The organism is Halomonas ramblicola (genome assembly GCF_030409215.1).
In the GTDB taxonomy this organism is placed as follows: domain Bacteria; phylum Pseudomonadota; class Gammaproteobacteria; order Pseudomonadales; family Halomonadaceae; genus Halomonas; species Halomonas ramblicola.
The window spans coordinates 69,794-85,300 of sequence record NZ_JAUFPL010000001.1 but is presented as its reverse complement, the minus strand read 5'-3'; the positions used below and the strand labels follow the sequence as shown (position 1 = coordinate 85,300).

Annotated in this window: 16 protein-coding genes; 12 read left to right on the top strand and 4 right to left on the bottom strand. The window is 66.6% G+C overall.

All coding sequences use genetic code 11. The features are described 5' to 3' along the window. A partial coding sequence (locus QWY80_RS00390) for a hypothetical protein (protein WP_290228689.1) occupies positions 1–1,062 on the top strand: 1,062 nt, incomplete at its 5' end. Positions 1,063–1,068: 6 nt separating this feature from the next. Here the strand turns inward: QWY80_RS00390 and QWY80_RS00385 are convergent. The 3 genes from QWY80_RS00385 to QWY80_RS00375 all read right to left on the bottom strand — a co-directional run bounded on the left by QWY80_RS00385 (position 1,069) and on the right by QWY80_RS00375 (position 2,691). Further along, complete coding sequence (locus QWY80_RS00385; RefSeq protein WP_290228688.1) at positions 1,069–1,302, bottom strand: hypothetical protein; 234 nt, start codon at positions 1,300–1,302, stop codon at positions 1,069–1,071. Between the two features lies 1 nt (position 1,303). Further along, a complete protein-coding gene (locus QWY80_RS00380; protein WP_290228687.1) occupies positions 1,304–1,789 on the bottom strand; it encodes a hypothetical protein in 486 nt (161 codons plus the stop codon). A gap of 290 nt (positions 1,790–2,079) precedes the next feature. Continuing rightward, complete coding sequence (locus QWY80_RS00375) at positions 2,080–2,691, bottom strand: gluconokinase (protein ID WP_353960428.1); 612 nt, start codon at positions 2,689–2,691, stop codon at positions 2,080–2,082. 124 nt (positions 2,692–2,815) lie between these two features. Between QWY80_RS00375 and QWY80_RS00370 the strand changes: the two genes are divergently transcribed. After that, on the top strand, positions 2,816–4,225 hold the full coding sequence (locus tag QWY80_RS00370) for an MBL fold metallo-hydrolase RNA specificity domain-containing protein (protein WP_290228686.1): 1,410 nt from the start codon (positions 2,816–2,818) through the stop codon (positions 4,223–4,225). A gap of 99 nt (positions 4,226–4,324) precedes the next feature. Continuing rightward, a complete protein-coding gene (locus QWY80_RS00365) occupies positions 4,325–5,191 on the top strand; it encodes an MBL fold metallo-hydrolase (protein WP_290228685.1) in 867 nt (288 codons plus the stop codon). 43 nt (positions 5,192–5,234) lie between these two features. On the opposite strand, the gene dsbG is transcribed toward QWY80_RS00365, so the two are convergent. After that, the gene (dsbG, locus tag QWY80_RS00360; protein ID WP_290228684.1) at positions 5,235–5,990 is read right to left on the bottom strand and encodes a thiol:disulfide interchange protein DsbG; all 756 of its coding nucleotides are present in this window, start codon (positions 5,988–5,990) and stop codon (positions 5,235–5,237) included. A 126-nt stretch (positions 5,991–6,116) separates the two neighbouring features. Between dsbG and nrdR the strand changes: the two genes are divergently transcribed. The 9 genes from nrdR (at position 6,117) to lon (ending at position 15,444) form a co-directional block, all read left to right on the top strand. Then, the gene (gene nrdR, locus QWY80_RS00355) at positions 6,117–6,599 is read left to right on the top strand and encodes a transcriptional regulator NrdR (RefSeq protein WP_290228683.1); all 483 of its coding nucleotides are present in this window, start codon (positions 6,117–6,119) and stop codon (positions 6,597–6,599) included. A gap of 22 nt (positions 6,600–6,621) precedes the next feature. Further along, a complete protein-coding gene (ribD, locus tag QWY80_RS00350) occupies positions 6,622–7,767 on the top strand; it encodes a bifunctional diaminohydroxyphosphoribosylaminopyrimidine deaminase/5-amino-6-(5-phosphoribosylamino)uracil reductase RibD (RefSeq protein WP_290228682.1) in 1,146 nt (381 codons plus the stop codon). 152 nt (positions 7,768–7,919) lie between these two features. Beyond that, positions 7,920–9,089 carry a bifunctional 3,4-dihydroxy-2-butanone-4-phosphate synthase/GTP cyclohydrolase II gene (gene ribBA / locus QWY80_RS00345; RefSeq protein WP_290228681.1) on the top strand — a complete coding sequence of 390 codons (1,170 nt, stop codon included), beginning with the start codon at positions 7,920–7,922 and terminating at the stop codon, positions 9,087–9,089. 65 nt (positions 9,090–9,154) lie between these two features. Further along, positions 9,155–9,646, top strand: coding sequence for a 6,7-dimethyl-8-ribityllumazine synthase (gene ribH / locus QWY80_RS00340; RefSeq protein ID WP_290228680.1), 492 nt, complete (start codon positions 9,155–9,157; stop codon positions 9,644–9,646). Next, positions 9,643–10,146, top strand: a complete 504-nt coding sequence (gene nusB / locus QWY80_RS00335; RefSeq protein WP_290228679.1) for a transcription antitermination factor NusB — start codon at positions 9,643–9,645, stop codon at positions 10,144–10,146. Before ribH ends, nusB begins: the two co-directional genes overlap by 4 nt. A gap of 11 nt (positions 10,147–10,157) precedes the next feature. Next, positions 10,158–11,126: a thiamine-phosphate kinase gene (thiL, locus tag QWY80_RS00330; protein WP_290228678.1), complete on the top strand. Its 969-nt coding sequence runs from the start codon at positions 10,158–10,160 to the stop codon at positions 11,124–11,126. Further along, on the top strand, positions 11,123–11,596 hold the full coding sequence (locus tag QWY80_RS00325; protein WP_290228677.1) for a phosphatidylglycerophosphatase A family protein: 474 nt from the start codon (positions 11,123–11,125) through the stop codon (positions 11,594–11,596). The genes thiL and QWY80_RS00325 overlap by 4 nt, the downstream gene beginning before the upstream one ends. 58 nt (positions 11,597–11,654) lie before the next feature. Continuing rightward, on the top strand, positions 11,655–12,890 hold the full coding sequence (locus tag QWY80_RS00320; protein ID WP_290228676.1) for a DUF945 family protein: 1,236 nt from the start codon (positions 11,655–11,657) through the stop codon (positions 12,888–12,890). A gap of 106 nt (positions 12,891–12,996) precedes the next feature. Beyond that, positions 12,997–15,444 (top strand): endopeptidase La, encoded by a 2,448-nt coding sequence (gene lon / locus QWY80_RS00315; protein WP_290228675.1) that lies wholly within the window; start codon positions 12,997–12,999, stop codon positions 15,442–15,444. The last annotated feature ends 63 nt before the right edge of the window (positions 15,445–15,507 follow it).

The following is a 15,507-nucleotide window of genomic DNA, read 5'->3' as shown; positions in this document are numbered from 1 at the left end:
GGACTGGCGAACGCCGCTGGAAGTTTACGCCGAGGTGCTCAAGAAATCCGTCGGTGGACCGAGCACCCTTCAATAGCGTTGCGCTTGGAACTTGAGACCGCCGACTCTCTAGAGCCTAAACACCATAGGAAGTATGCAAGGATCTGGCTTCCCAGTGAATTCGCATCCCGTGATCCAGTTCCAGTGGCGGCGTTTGAAAAGGTTACAGGGAAAGGGTTGATGGAGGATGTTTCCTTAAAGCTAAACATCGACAGTGCCTTGAATAAAAGTGGTTCCTCAGAGTTTTATGACAGCACGACAAATGTTCCAGCGAGAGGAGCGCTTGTTCATAACGAGTACACCATGCTTGCGCATTTTTATTTCCTCAAGGACCTGTTTTCCAATGTTGGAAAGACTCGGTTTTATATGGATGTTGATAGTGGCATGAAGATGTCCTATATATCTGCATTTCGAGAGGAGATTGCCAAGGGGGTGTCGGATGGGTTTATGCTTAAAGGTGCCAAAGAGTTCACAGTGGATGAAAAGGAAAGGAGGCGCATGGCCTCACTGCGCAGCATTGCACGGTATGCAGGGACAAGCGTGAAGGCGCTCACTGATGACGCGCTGCACGCTACTGTGCGCCTGATGATTTGCGACCTCCTTGAGTATCCAACCAGAATAAAAGGATCACCGGAGAACTGGATAACGCATCCCTTGGCTACGATGTCCGAGCCAGAAAGGATGATGGCGGCCATTACCCCCATGGAAAAATATGACAAGACCCATGTTGCAAATCTATATAACCGTGGCTCTTTGAATGCAGTCGACAGGTTCTTTATGAAGGCCAGGCGCTCTGTGTCAATGTTTGAGCGCCCTATGTCATCGGGCGCAAATAACAGAAGGGTATGGTACCTTTACTCGGCCTATAGGCCTGATATGTATATCAAGCTGGGTGAAATATTCAGAGTGTACTACAACTTCTGTATCAAAGGGAGCGACAAGAAAACTCCAGCAATGCGATTTGGGCTGGCAAAAGGGCCAGTAGCCGTTGAAAAGATAATTTACTACGGCAAGTATGAATAGATGCTTCTAATCTTTGAAATATCTATACGCCAGCCCCCCAATGCTAGCTACAAAAAACCATTGGATTAGCAATATTCCTACGTCTATTCTCGCCCCTCTTCTTGGAGGGTTGAGTATAAAACCATATCCATGACCGACTGAAACCCCGCCAGATAGCTGGGCATGGAATGGTGGAAAGATAAGCATTAAAAGAAGAGCTATGCCCGTAAATACTAGCACTTCTTTTTGGTTGTCGTTCATATCAGAGCCCCAGATCTTCAAGAGTTAGATTTTTCAAGTCTAGTTTCTTGCGATATTCATCCAGGGACATGCGCCTTCCAGTTTTGGGATCTATATATTTCCAAAAGGTCCAACCGTTTGTGCTGGCAGCTGATTCACTCGCCCCTACAGATTTTTTTGCATAATTCGCGGCTGGTGAGGGCTCATCAAACACCACACCCTCGAATTCTATGCCTGCTTCACAAATACGACCTTTTAGATCGAACCCCTCTTCGCTCCCCCTTGGCTTATAGGTCCCCGCGATTTCACCGTAAGGAAGTTTTATACCATCTTTGGTGACGTAATATTGGCACTCACTCTCATTGCTAAGCTTTCTATTAGATTGATAATAGTCGATTAGCCTGGAGATCACACAATCGGGGCTGTCGGTAAAAGGCTTAGCAAGCTGCTGAAGCCTTTGGAACGTATCGGCGTTTACCTCAATGGTTACCATTTTCTGAGTAGTCATCAGCTATTCCTCTGTTGTACAGAGTAACTCTGGAGTAACTATGGAGGACTGTCAAGAGGAGCTGCCAAAAAGCATCAAATGCTAATGACTATCATTCACATTTGGCGTGGTCTTGTTGTAGGTGTCTGGTTCACAGCCACATACGAGAAAGGGCCAGTGGAGTAACCACTGGCCCTTCATTGTTAGCCCGTTAGCACTGGCCAGCCACACTTAAGGTAAATGGCTTGGGCCGGCGGCCTCCCTTTTTCGATGTCTCTTTACTGCCTTTTCCTGCCCGGGAGTGGTGCGATTCAGGATTCGATTCGGCGCAGGAATTCCGTGACGATATCCTCAGGAGGCAGGGCGACATCCACGCGAATCGCCTCATCGTCACCGGGAGGCTCCAGGTCGCCGAGCTGACTATCCAGCATATGATCACCCTGGAAGAAGTGCCCCTTCCGGCCACGCAGTCGGTCCAGGAGAAGCTCGCGGCTGCCGTGCAGGTAGAGGATCTTCAGGTCGGGGGCGCCCTGGCGCAACTTGTCGCGGTAACGGCGCTTCAATGCCGAGCAGCCGATGACCAGCGGACGCTCCCGCCGGCGGTGGTCCCGGTAGAAGTCGGCCAGGGTGGCGAGCCAGCCTTCCCGGTCGCCGTCGTTGAGGGGGTCGCCGCGTGACATCTTGGCGATGCTGGTGGGGCTGTGATGGTCATCGGCATCGATGAAATCGGCCTTCAAGGCCTCGGCGACGCGCTCGCCGATGAAGGATTTTCCCGATCCGGATACGCCCATGACCAGTACGAGTGTGGGGCTGTCTTGCATCCTGAATGGCTCTCGATTGAGGCGCCGGAGCGCCGATAGATGATAGACGAAAATAGAGTAAAAGGATGCCGGGTAACTGACAAGATTTTTATAGATGATCACCCGCGGTGATGCATCGGCAACCGGTAATGAAAAGGAAGGGGGGCGGCACGGGAAGGAGGCTCGGTAGCGATGTCTCCATTATGCTGATGGCAGAAGCCGGTGTGGCCGCCAGGGGGATGCCAGCATGTCGACATTGACCTTCCAGGGAGCCGTGGGCGAGGTCACCGGGTCCCGCTACCTGATCGCGGTGGACGGTGACAAGGGCCCGCACCGCCTGTTGCTGGAGTGCGGGCTGCATCAGGGCGGCCCCGATGCCGATCGGCTCAACGCCCGGCCCTTCGGTGCCCTGGCGACGCAGCTCGAGGCGGTGGTGCTGTCCCACGCTCATCTGGACCACTCGGGCCTGCTGCCCAAGCTGGTGCGCGAAGGGTACCGCGGGCCCATCCACTGCACCCGTGGCACCCGCGACCTGTTGGAGATCCTGCTGCAGGACGCGGCCTTCGTCATGGCCAAGGACCTCGAGTGGGAGAACAAGTGGCGCCACAAGGCCGGCAAGCCGACGGTGGAGCCGCTCTACGAGCCCGGGGACGTGGAGCAGACCCTGGCGCTCTGCGAGTCGCACTCCTATGGCCGGCCCAGCGAGTTGCCCGGCGGCGCCACCCTGGTGTTCCGGGAGGCCGGGCATATCCTGGGCTCGGCCATCGTCGAGCTCACCATTCCCTCCGGGGGCCAGCAGAAGCGGCTGGTGTTCTCCGGCGACCTCGGCAACCCCGGCTCGGTGCTGATGAAGGATCCCGAGAAGCTCTTCGATGCCGACCTGGTGCTGATGGAGAGCACCTACGGTGATCGCGACCACCGTCCGCTGGAGGAGACCATCGAGGAGTTCGCCCGGGTGCTGGAGGCGGCCCATGCCGATGGCGGTAATGTGCTGATTCCCGCCTTCGCGGTGGGGCGGAGCCAGGAGATCCTCTATCACCTCGGGGTGCTCTACCACGAGGGCCGGCTGCGCCAGCAGATGGTGTTCCTCGACAGCCCCATGGCGATCCGGGTCACCGAACTCTACCGCCGTGCCCGCAAGTCGCTGAACCCCGAGGACCTCAAGGTGCTGAACGTGGCCGCCAGCGGCGATCCCGACCGCTACCTGCCGGTGCTGCGCCTGACGCGAACGGTGGAGGAGTCGATGGCCATCAACCGCATCCATGGCGGGGCGATCATCATCGCCGGCGCCGGGATGTGTGACGGCGGCCGCATCGTCCACCACTTCCGCTACAACCTGGAACGGCCCAGCACCCGGCTGGTGATCGTCGGCTTTCAGGCCGCCGGTACCCTGGGGCGCCAGATCGTCGACGGCGCCGAGCGCATCCGTGTGTTCGGACAGGAGCTCGCCGTGAAGGCCAGGGTGCACACCCTCGGCGGCTTCTCTGCCCATGCCGGCCAGGCCCAACTGATCGGCTGGGCCGGGGCCTTCCGCCACCGGCCGCGCTTCTATCTGGTGCATGGCGAGCCCGGTGCCCAGCAGGCCCTGCAGCGAGCCCTGGCCGAGAGCGACATCCAGGCGGAGATTCCGGCCTATGGTGAGAGCATCGAGTTGTAGGCGCGGGCTAAAATATAAATAATTGATATATCGTTATAATATTGTATCGGCTATGCTGTGACCATCCAGCAGAGCACGATCGTCACGGAGGTCGTTGACATGTCCAGCCCGATCGTCACCCCCTTCTTCGACGAGCCCACCAACACCTTCAGCTATGTGGTGCAGGCCCCCGAGAGCAATGCCTGCGCCATTCTCGATTCGGTGCTCGACTTCGACTATGCCGCCGGGCGCACCGATGTGCGCTCCGCCGACGAGATCATCGCCCTCGTCCGCGACGAGGGGCTCGAGGTAGCGTGGATCCTCGAGACCCATGTCCACGCCGACCACCTCTCCGCCGCGCCCTACCTGCAAGAGAAGCTGGGCGGGCTGACCGGCATCGGCGCCCGGATCGTCGAGGTCCAGGAGATCTTCGGCAAGGCCTTCAACGCCGGTACCGAGTTCGCCCGGGACGGCAGCCAGTTCGACCGCCTCTTCGAGGAGGGCGATACCTTCGCCATCGGCAACCTGGGAGGGCGGGTGCTGCATACCCCGGGACACACCCCGGCCTGCCTGACCTACGTGATCGGCGATGCCGCCTTCGTCGGCGACACCCTGTTCATGCCCGACTACGGCACCGCCCGCTGCGACTTCCCCGGCGGCGATGCGCGCACCCTCTATCGCTCCATCCAGAAGGTGCTGGCGCTGCCGGACGAGACGCGCCTCTTCCTGTGCCACGACTACAAGGCGCCGGGGCGCGAGGAGTATCAGCACGAGACCACCGTGGCCGAGCAGCGCGCCCACAACGTCCACGTCCACGAGGGCATCGGCGAGGAGGCATTCGTCAGGATGCGCACCGAACGCGACGCCACCCTCGGCATGCCACGGCTGATCATCCCTTCGGTGCAGGTCAATATGCGCGCCGGCGAGCTGCCTCCCGCGGAGGACAACGGTCAGGTCTACCTCAAGGTGCCGATCGACAGGTTCTGAGGCTGGCCTTCGTCACCATCGCCGGGCGCACGGTCTCGACCGTTCAGGGCGCGGGGCCGCCCATGGCCTCTTTCAGCGCCTCCGGCTCGGGCACCCCCTGGAGGCGCTCCACCCGGTCGCCGTCGCGGTAGAGGGTGGTGGGGGTGGCCACGAAGCCCAGCGAGTCGAACAGCTGGTTGTTGGCGTAGACCCGCTCCTCGATCTCGCGCGGCTGGGGGCCGGCCTCGATCTCCTCCCCAGGGCCGCTGTGGGCGCGCAGCGCCGCCGCCGGATCCTCGGCGCCGAGCAGGGAGGCCGCCTTGGCGGGGCTGTCCGACTCGAGGATGCCCACCATGATATGCCGCAACTGCACCTCGCCGGCCTCCACCCAGGGCCGGGTGTCCTGCCAGAACCGGCGGCAGTAGGGGCAGTTGGGGTCGGTGAAGGTATAGAGGATGCGCTCGGCATCGGGATCGCCGTCGGCGATCCAGTGGCTATCCTCCAGCTCCCGCCACACCTCGGCGAAGCGTTCGGCGCGCACGTGTTCGTCCAGGGCGGCCGCGGAGAGGTCCTCGCCTGCGGCGTCCACCAGGGTACCGACGATGGCGTGCTCGCCGTCCGGGAGCAGGTAGATCGCTACCTCGCCGCCGGAGTGGCTGGCGCCGTAGCCGGTCAGCCCGCCGGGGGCCTCGAACTCGCCGTGGATGGTCAGTCCCTGCTCGCTGAGGGCCTTCACCGGGGCCGGCCAGTGGTCGTCGGCCAGGGCGACGGGGGAGAGCATCAGCAGGCTGGCGAGCAGGGGGGTACGACGGTTGCGCATGGGGGCTCCTGGTGGGGTGACGGCCGCGCCGCGGGCCGCAAGGCGGGCGCCGCGAGGTGGGCGCCGACTCTCCGACCCGTTACAATGCCCCAACGTTCATCGTCACGTCGACTCCTGGAACCCTCCATGCATTGCCCCTTCTGCGGCACCAATGACACCAAGGTCACCGACTCGCGGCTGGTCGCCGAGGGCGATCAGGTGCGCCGCCGCCGCCAGTGCGTGGCCTGTGGCGAGCGCTTCACCACCTACGAGACCGCCGAGTTGGTGATGCCGCGGGTGATCAAGGGCGACGGCTCCCGCGAGGCGTTCAACGAGCACAAGTTGCGCGCCGGCATACTGCGCGCCCTGGAGAAACGCCCGGTCAGCGCCGAGGCGATCGAGGCGGGGGTGCAGCGCATCCGCCAGTCCCTGCGCGCCCGCGGCGACCGCGAGATCCACGCCCGTGACATCGGCGAGGAAGTCATGTACGCCCTGCGTGGCCTGGATCAGGTGGCCTACATCCGTTTCGCCTCGGTCTACCGCCGCTTCCAGGACATCGACGAATTCCGCGCCGAGATCGATCGCCTGGCCCAGGAACCGAACTTCCTGCCCGACGAGCCCGAGCGCTGACCCGATCCACCCGGAGCACCCCATGGCCGAACCGACCCCCGAAGCCTGGATGGCCCGGGCCCTCGAGCTGGCCCGACGCGGCCTCTATACCACCCATCCCAATCCCCGCGTGGGCTGCGTGCTGGTCAAGGACGGTTGCGCGGTGGGCGAGGGCTTCCACGCGCGTGCCGGCGAACCCCACGCCGAGGTGCACGCCCTGCGTGCCGCCGGCGAGGCGGCCCGCGGCGCGACCGCCTATGTCACCCTGGAGCCCTGTTCCCACCAGGGGCGCACCGGCCCCTGCGCGGTGGCGCTGATCGAGGCCGGGGTGGCCCGGGTGGTGGTGGCCATGGCCGACCCCAACCCGGCGGTGGCCGGCCGCGGTATCGCCATGCTGCGCGACGCCGGCATCACGGTGGAGGTCGGCCTACTCGAGGAGCGGGCCCGGGCACTGAATCCCGGCTTCATCCTGCGCATGGACCACGGCCGCCCCTTCGTGCGCCTCAAGATGGCCATGAGCCTCGACGGCCGCACCGCCATGCGTTCCGGCGAGTCGCAGTGGATCACCGGGCCCCAGGCGCGACGCGAGGTGCAGCGCCTGCGGGCGCGCTCGAGCGCCGTGCTCACCGGCGTGGAGTCGGTGATCTTCGACAACTCGCGACTCACCGTGCGCCCCGACCAGCTCGAGCTGGCCGACGCCGAGGCCATCGCGGCCCGCCAGCCGCTGCGGGTGGTGGTGGACACCCACCTGCGCCTGCCCGAGGCGGCGGCCTGCCTGGTGGAACCGGGCCGTACCCTGGTAGCCACCGTCGAGGGGCATGACCCGGAGCGGCGCGAGCGCCTGGCGGCCGCCGGGGCGGAGGTGCTGGCGCTGCCCGTCGGCGCCGACGGCCGCGTCGACCTCCACGCCCTGTTGCGCCACCTGGCCGAGGTGGAGCAGGTCAACGAGGTGCTGCTGGAGACCGGTGCGACGCTCGCCGGCGCGATGCTCGATGCCGGCCTGGTGGACGAGATGCAGCTGTTCGTGGCGCCGACCCTGCTGGGTGGCGACGCCCGGCCGCTGTTCCAGCTCGCCGGCATCGAGACCATGGCCCAGCAGCGCCCGCTGGAGATCCTCGATATCCGCGCCGTGGGCCACGACTGGCGCATCACCGCCCGTCCGCTGCGTCGCACGGCGCCCGGGGCCTGATCCAGGGGCGACACATCCAGCCGGGCGCTTCGAACTGGCGCCTGGCGCCATGCCACGGTACCCTGACGCCGTTTCGAGGCGGGGCGACGCCCGAGGAAGACGCGCCCGTCGCCTTCCCGCGACGCCCGCCACGCTGAATTTGTGGAGATCTCATGGTGCACGCCACTGCCGGGGGCCTGGCCCCCATCGAGGACCTGATCGAGGACATCCGTCAGGGCAAGATGGTGATCCTCATGGACGATGAGGATCGCGAGAACGAGGGCGACATCATCATGGCCGCCGAGATGGTGCAGGCCGAGCACATCAACTTCATGGCCCGCCATGCCCGTGGCCTGATCTGCCTGCCCATGACCCGGTCCCGCTGCGAGCGACTCAGGCTGCCGTTGATGGTCACCGACAACGGCTCCGGCTTCTCGACCAAGTTCACGCTGTCCATCGAGGCCGCCGAGGGCGTCACCACCGGCATCTCCGCCGCCGACCGCGCGCGCACCGTGCAGGCCGCGGTGGCCCGCGACGCCAAGCCCGAGGACATCGTCCAGCCGGGGCACATCTTCCCGCTGATGGCGGAGCCGGGCGGCGTGCTGCGCCGCGCCGGCCACACCGAAGCGGCCTGCGACATGGCGGCGTTGGCCGGCCTGGAGCCCAGCGGCGTGATCTGCGAGATCATGAACGACGACGGCAGCATGGCGCGGCGCCCCGAGCTCGAGCGCTTCGCCGCCGAGCACGGCATCAGGATGGGCACCATCGCCGACCTGATCCACTACCGCATCCACAACGAGCAGACCGTGGAGCACGTGGAGGCCTCGCCGGTGCACACCGCCTTCGGCGAGCTGACCCTGCACGTCTTCCGCGACAGCATCCAGGGCGCCCACCACCTGGCGCTGGTCAAGGGGCGGCCGAGCCCCGACGTCCCGACCACGGTACGCGTGCACCTGGCCGATGCCATGCGTGACCTGCTCTGCCTGCAGAAGGGCGAGAATGCCACCTGGACTTCCCACCAGGCCGTCGCCGAGGTGGCCCGCGCCGAACGCGGCGTCTTCGTGCTGCTCGATGACGGCCGGCCGCGTCTCGATCTGCGCGATCACCTCGACGTCTTCCTGGAGCGCAAGCGGGCGCCGCGTACCAGCGATTCCGACGGCGCCGGCAACTACCTGACCATCGGCACCGGCTCGCAGATCCTGCGCCATCTGGGCGTGGGCCAGATGCGCCTGCTCAGCTCGCCCTGGAAGTTCTCGGCGCTCTCCGGCTTCGACCTGGAGGTGGTCGAACGCCTCAACCCCGGGGACGTCCCGGCCGCGGCCGGCGATGCCGCCGGCGAGTGACGACGACCCCCGATCAACACCGGGCGCGGCTCCGCTGTGCCCGTTAGCCTCAGCAGGAAACCGACATGGAACCCATTTCTCAAGTGGAAGGCAGCTTCGTCGACGTGGATGCCCACTACGTCATCGTGGTGGGCCGCTTCAACCACCACGTGGTGGACAGCCTGGTGGAGGGCGCGGTGGACAGCCTGGTGCGCCACGGCGTCGACGCCGAGCACATCGACATCGTCCACGTGCCCGGCGCCTGGGAGCTGCCCCTGGCAGTCAAGCGCGTGCTCAAGGCGGTGCGTCCCGAGGCGGTGATCGCGCTGGGCGCGGTGATCCGCGGCGGCACTCCCCACTTCGAATACGTGGCCGGCGGCTGCAACGCCGCCCTGGGCAACCTGCAACTGGAGTTCGACACCCCCATCGCCAACGGCGTGCTCACCGTCAACTCCATCGAGCAGGCCATCGAGCGTTCCGGCACCAAGGCCGGCAACAAGGGTGCCGAGGCGGCCATGGCGGCCATGGAGATGGTCTCGTTGCTGCGCCGCCTGGGCGACGCCGGGGGTGAGGCATGAGCCGCGAGCGTGAGCGTACTCCTTCCAAGGCCCAACAGGCGCGCCGCGCCGCCCGCGAGCTGGCGGTGCAGTGCCTCTACCAGTGGCAGATGACCGGCAAGTCGATGACCACCGTGGAGGCCGAATTCCGCAGCCAGGTGGCCGACGACGATCTGGAGGACCACGAGAACTGGCACAAGGTGATGGAGATCGCCGATCTGGCGCTCTTCCATGAGCTGGTGCACAACGTGGCCCGCTTCCAGCCCGACCTGGATGCCGCCATCGCCCCGCTGCTCGACCGTCGCCTGGAGGAACTGGACGCCATCGAGCGGGCCATCCTGCGCCTGGGCGCCTACGAACTCTCGCGCCGCCTGGAGGTGCCGTACCGGGTGGTGATCAACGAAGGCGTCGAGCTGGCCAAGGCCTTCGGTGCTACCGAGGGCCACAAGTACGTCAACGGCATCCTCGACAAGCTCGCCGGGCGTCTGCGCAGCGCCGAAGTGACCGCCCGCCGCCGCTGAAGGGGCCCCGGATGCAGAGCGAATTCGACCTCATCGCCCGCTACTTCACGCCGCCGACGCCCGGTCCCGAGGCCGGCGTGGCGCTGGGCGTGGGGGATGACGGTGCACTGCTTGCCCCGACTCCCGGGCGGCGGCTGGCGGTGAGCGTCGACACCTCGGTGGCCGGTGTGCACTTCCCGCCGGAGGCACCGGCGACGGCCATCGGTCATCGTGCCCTGGCGGTGAGCCTCAGCGACCTGGCCGCGATGGGCGCCAAGGCCCGCTGGTGCCTGATGGCGCTGGCCCTGGAGGAGGTCGACGACGCCTGGGTCGATGCCTTCGCGCAGGGCTTCCGCGCCCTGTGCGACGCCACCGGTACCGCCCTGGCCGGTGGCGACGTGACCCGCGGCCAGTTGGCCATCGGCGTGACCGTGATGGGCGAGGTGGCCCCCGAGGCCGCCCTGACCCGCGGTGGCGCTCGACCCGGCGATCTCGTCGCGGTCACCGGTGAGCTGGGCGGCGGTGCCGGCGGCCTGGCACTGTGGCGCCGCGGCGAGCGCGACCTCGAGCACCCGCTCATCGCCCGCTACCTGCGCCCGCAGCCGCGGCTGGCCGCCGGCGAGGCCCTGGCCGGGCTGGCCAGGGCGGCCATCGACGTCTCCGACGGCCTGGTCGCCGACCTGGGGCACATCCTGGAGCGTTCCGGCGTCGGGGCGCGCCTCGACCCCGAGGCCCTGCCGCTGGCCGAGGGCCTGGTGGCGGCCCAGGGCGAAGCGGTCGCACGACAGGCGGCGCTGACCGGCGGCGACGACTATGAGCTGCTGGCATGCGTGGCGCCCGAGCACCTGGACGAGGCGCAACGGCGCCTGGCCGCGCTCGGCCTGCCGCTGACGGTGATCGGCCGGCTGGAGGCCGAGCCCGGCCTGCGCGGCGTCGCCGGGGCCCGGCGCGCGGGTTGGCAGCACTTCGGAGGCGAGGTCGCCGGGGGAGGGGCGCCATGAACCGCGCACCGTCCAGCGTCTGGCATCGCCCCATCCACTACCTGGCCTTCGGCCTGGGCAGCGGGGCGGTGCCCTTCGCGCCCGGCACCTTCGGCACCCTGGCCGCGATTCCCTTCTACTGGCTGCTCTCCGAGCTGCCGCTCTCCTGGTACTGGGGCGTCATCGTGGTGGCCTTCGTGTGGGGCGTCTGGCTCTGCGAGAAGACCTCTCAGGACCTGGGCGTCCATGACCACTCCGGCATCGTCTGGGACGAGTTCGTCGGCTACTGGATCACCATGGCCGCGGTGCCCTTCTCCTGGGAGGCGGCGCTGTGGGGCTTCGTGGTGTTCCGGGTCTTCGACGTGATCAAGCCGTTTCCCATCCGCTGGGCGGATCGGCACGTCGCCGGCGGCTTCGGAATCATGATCGACGACGTCCTGGCGGGCATCTACGCCTGGAGCATCATGCACCTCTGGTTCTGGCTACACTAGGTCGTGCATGGAGGGCACCCCGGGGTGCCGCCCGGGCGTCGCATGGAAGGGGGCCGCAATGCGCAAGGAACGACTGATCGTCCCGGTGGTGGTGGGACTGGCGCTGCTCTGGGCGGTGGCCCAGTACATCGCCTCGCTGCTCTTCGAGCGCGAACTCGCCCGCGCCCTGGAGGACCTGGAGGCGCGCGGCGAGCTGGTGGTGGAGCGCAGCGAGGTGGAGCGGGGCTGGCTCGCCTCCTCCGGCACGGTGCGCATCTCGCCGCTGCTGGGTGACGGCTGGCAGCTGGTCGTGCCCTACCGGGCGCGCCACGGCGTGCTCAGCACCCGGGTCGACGGCCAGGCACACCCCACCCTGGGACCCCACCAGGTGCGGCTGTTCGGCGATGCCCTGCCGTCCCGGGCGCCGCACTGGCAGGCCCGCTACCAGACCCTGGGAGGCAGCCTGGAGGGCGATGTACGGCTCTCGCCCTTCCTGGTCAGCCAGGGCCTCCGCGAGCTCGACTTCCAGGGCGGGAAGATCACCTTCGGCGGCGAGTACGGTGACTGGTGGCTGCGCGCGCGCCTGCAGCCCTGGCGGCTCACCGACGGCGTCGCCAGCCTGGAGGCGGGGCCCGCCACCCTGGAGAGCCGCTACGCCTACACCGAAGGCGCCTACCACTTCACCCAGCACGACCTGCTGCGCCTCGACAGCCTGGCCTGGCGCCAGCCCGATCTCGAGCTGGAAGGCAGCGAGCTGCTCTACCGCAGCCACATGCAGCTGGACGACCGCGAGCTGCGCCTCGACGGCGAGCTGACCCTGGGGCGGGTCATGGCGGCCGAGCAGGTGCTGCTCACCGGCAAGGTGGCCATGGAGCTGTCGCGGATCCACGCCGATGCCCTGCGGGCCGCCCTGCGGCGCCTGCGCGAGGAGGTCATGCAGGCCCATCGGCAGACGCCCCGCGAATTGGTCGAGCGCCTCGAACCGGAGCTGCTGGCCATGCTGCACGACTCCCCGCGCCTGGACGTCACCGCGGTCGACCTGGACAGCCCTATGCTGGGCCTCTCGGCCCGGGGCGAGGGGGCCCTGATCTTCGATCCCCGTCGCCTCGACGAGCTCAACGTGGCACGCCTCGACGAGGAGGCCGAGCAGGCCAGGTGGCTGACCCGCCTGGATGGCGACTTCACCTGGCACGACGTACCCACCGTGGTGGCGCTGTGGCTGGGCCAGCCGCTGGATACCCGGGAGCTCGAGATCGACGTGGTGCGCGGCCGGGTGCGGGTCAATGGCCGCCCCCTGCCGCCGCTCTGGCGCTAGGTTGCAGGGCCGGAAAGTCGCCCGTCGACTTGAACTCGGCGTGCATCGCCCGCATTCCTGTGCCCAACGGCTTACGCCCAACCCGCTTGGATCAGGACGAGATTTCATGACCGACGACCAGGATCACCGCTACGACCCGGACGCTTCGGCGTGGTTCGACGAGGCCCGGGACGAGGGCGAGACCTTCTCTCTCGACGACGAGGCCACCGAGGGCCAGCATGCCGTGGTGCCGGCCCGTGACACGCTGCCCGAGCGCATCTACCTGCTGCCCATCCATAACCGACCCTTCTTCCCCGCCCAGGTGCAGCCGCTGGTGATCAACCGCGAGCGCTGGGAGGAGACCATCCGCCGGGTGGGCAACACGCCCCACCACGTGGTGGGCCTGGCCTTCGTCGGTGAGGCGGCGGTGGAGGGCCTGAGCCACGACGACTTCCCCGAGATCGGCACCGCCGTGAAGGTGCACAAGCTGCAGGGCGAGGATCAGCAGCTCCAGTTCATCGCCCAGGGCCTGCAGCGCTTCCACATCCAGCGCTGGCTCTCCAAGGAGCCGCCCTACCTGGTGGAGGTGAGCTATCCCCGCGAGCCGGTCGACGCCGAGGCGGACGAGGCGCGCGCCTATGCCATGTCGCTGATCAACGGCATCAAGGAGCTGCTGCCGATCAACCCGCTCTACGGTGAGGAGCTCAAGCACTACCTCAACCGCTTCAGTCCCCATGAGCCGGGGCCGCTCACCGACTTCGCCGCGGCCATCACCTCGGCCAAGGGCCACGAACTGCAGGACGTGCTGGCCACCCTGCCGGTGCTCGCCCGCATGCAGAAGGTGCTGCCGCTGCTGCGCAAGGAGATCGAGGTCGCCCAGCTGCAGAGCGAGATCAGCGACCAGGTCAACGCCCAGATGCAGGAGCGCCAGCGCGAGTTCTTCCTGCGCGAGCAGCTCAAGGTGATCCAGCGCGAGCTGGGCATCTCCAAGGACGACCGCGAGAACGACGTCGACACCTTCCGCGAGCGTCTCGAGGGACTGGTGGTGCCGCCCAAGGTGCTGACCCGCATCGAGGAGGAGCTCGACAAGCTCTCGGTACTGGAGACCGGCTCGCCGGAGTACGGCACCACCCGCAACTACCTGGACTGGCTGACCAGCATGCCCTGGGGCGTGCGCAGCCAGGACCAGCTCGACCTGGCCCATGCCCGCCAGGTGCTCGACCGCGACCACGACGGCCTGGCGGATGTGAAGGAGCGCATCGTCGAGTTCCTCGCCGAGGGCACCTTCAAGGGCGACGTGGGCGGCTCCATCCTGCTGCTGGTGGGCCCCCCGGGGGTGGGCAAGACCTCCGTCGGCCGCTCCATCGCCGAGGCCCTGGGGCGCCAGTTCTACCGCTTCTCGGTGGGCGGCATGCGCGACGAGGCGGAGATCAAGGGCCACCGGCGCACCTACATCGGCGCCATGCCCGGCAAGCTGGTGCAGGCCTTCAAGGAGGTCGAGGTCGAGAACCCGGTGATCATGCTCGACGAGGTCGACAAGATGGGCCAGTCCTTCCAGGGTGACCCCGCCTCGGCGCTGCTCGAGGTGCTCGACCCGGAGCAGAACATCGACTTCCTCGACCATTACCTGGACGTGCGTCTGGACCTCTCCAAGGTGCTCTTCGTGTGTACCGCCAACACCCTGGATTCGATCCCCCCGGCGCTGCTCGACCGCATGGAGCAGATCCGCCTCTCCGGCTACATCGCCGAGGAGAAGGTGGCCATCGCCAAGCACCACCTGTGGCCCAAGCTGCTCAAGCGCGACAACATCGCCAAGAAGCGCATCAACCTCACCGAGGCGGCGCTGCGCCAGGTGATCGAGGGCTATGCCCGCGAGGCCGGGGTGCGCCAGCTCGAGAAGCAGCTGCATAGCATCGTGCGCAAGGCGGCCGTCAAGCTGCTGGAGAACGGCCAGCAGTCGGTGAAGGTCTCGGTGAACAACCTGGAGGACTTCCTCGGCGCGCCGATCTTCCGCAAGGAGCAGGTGCTCGAGGGCGAGGGCGTGGTCACCGGCCTGGCCTGGACCGCCATGGGCGGCGCCACCCTGCCCATCGAGGCCACCAAGGTGCATTCCCTGACCCGCGGCTTCAAGCTCACCGGCAAGCTCGGCGAGGTGATGCAGGAGTCGGCCAACATCGCCTACAGCTTCGCCCTGGGCCACCTCAGCGAATACGGCGCCGACGCCGACTTCTTCGACTCCGCCTTCGTGCACCTGCACGTGCCGGAGGGCGCCACGCCCAAGGACGGCCCCTCGGCGGGGGTGACCATGGCCACGGCGCTGCTCTCGCTGGCCCGGCACCAGGCCATCGACCGGCCGCTGGCGATGACCGGCGAGCTGACCCTGACCGGCCAGGTGCTGCCGGTGGGCGGCATCCGCGAGAAGGTGATCGCCGCCCGGCGCAGCGACATCTTCGAGGTGATCCTGCCCGAGGCCAACCGCCGCGACTACGACGAACTGCCCGACTACCTCAAGGCGGGGGTCACGGTGCACTTCGCCAGGCGCTACAAGGATGTCGCCAAGGTGGTGTTCGGTTAGGCGCTCGGCGTCTGGCAAGGCCGTGCCGCGCGTGCCAGAATCTCGGGTTCGACTGGACACCCG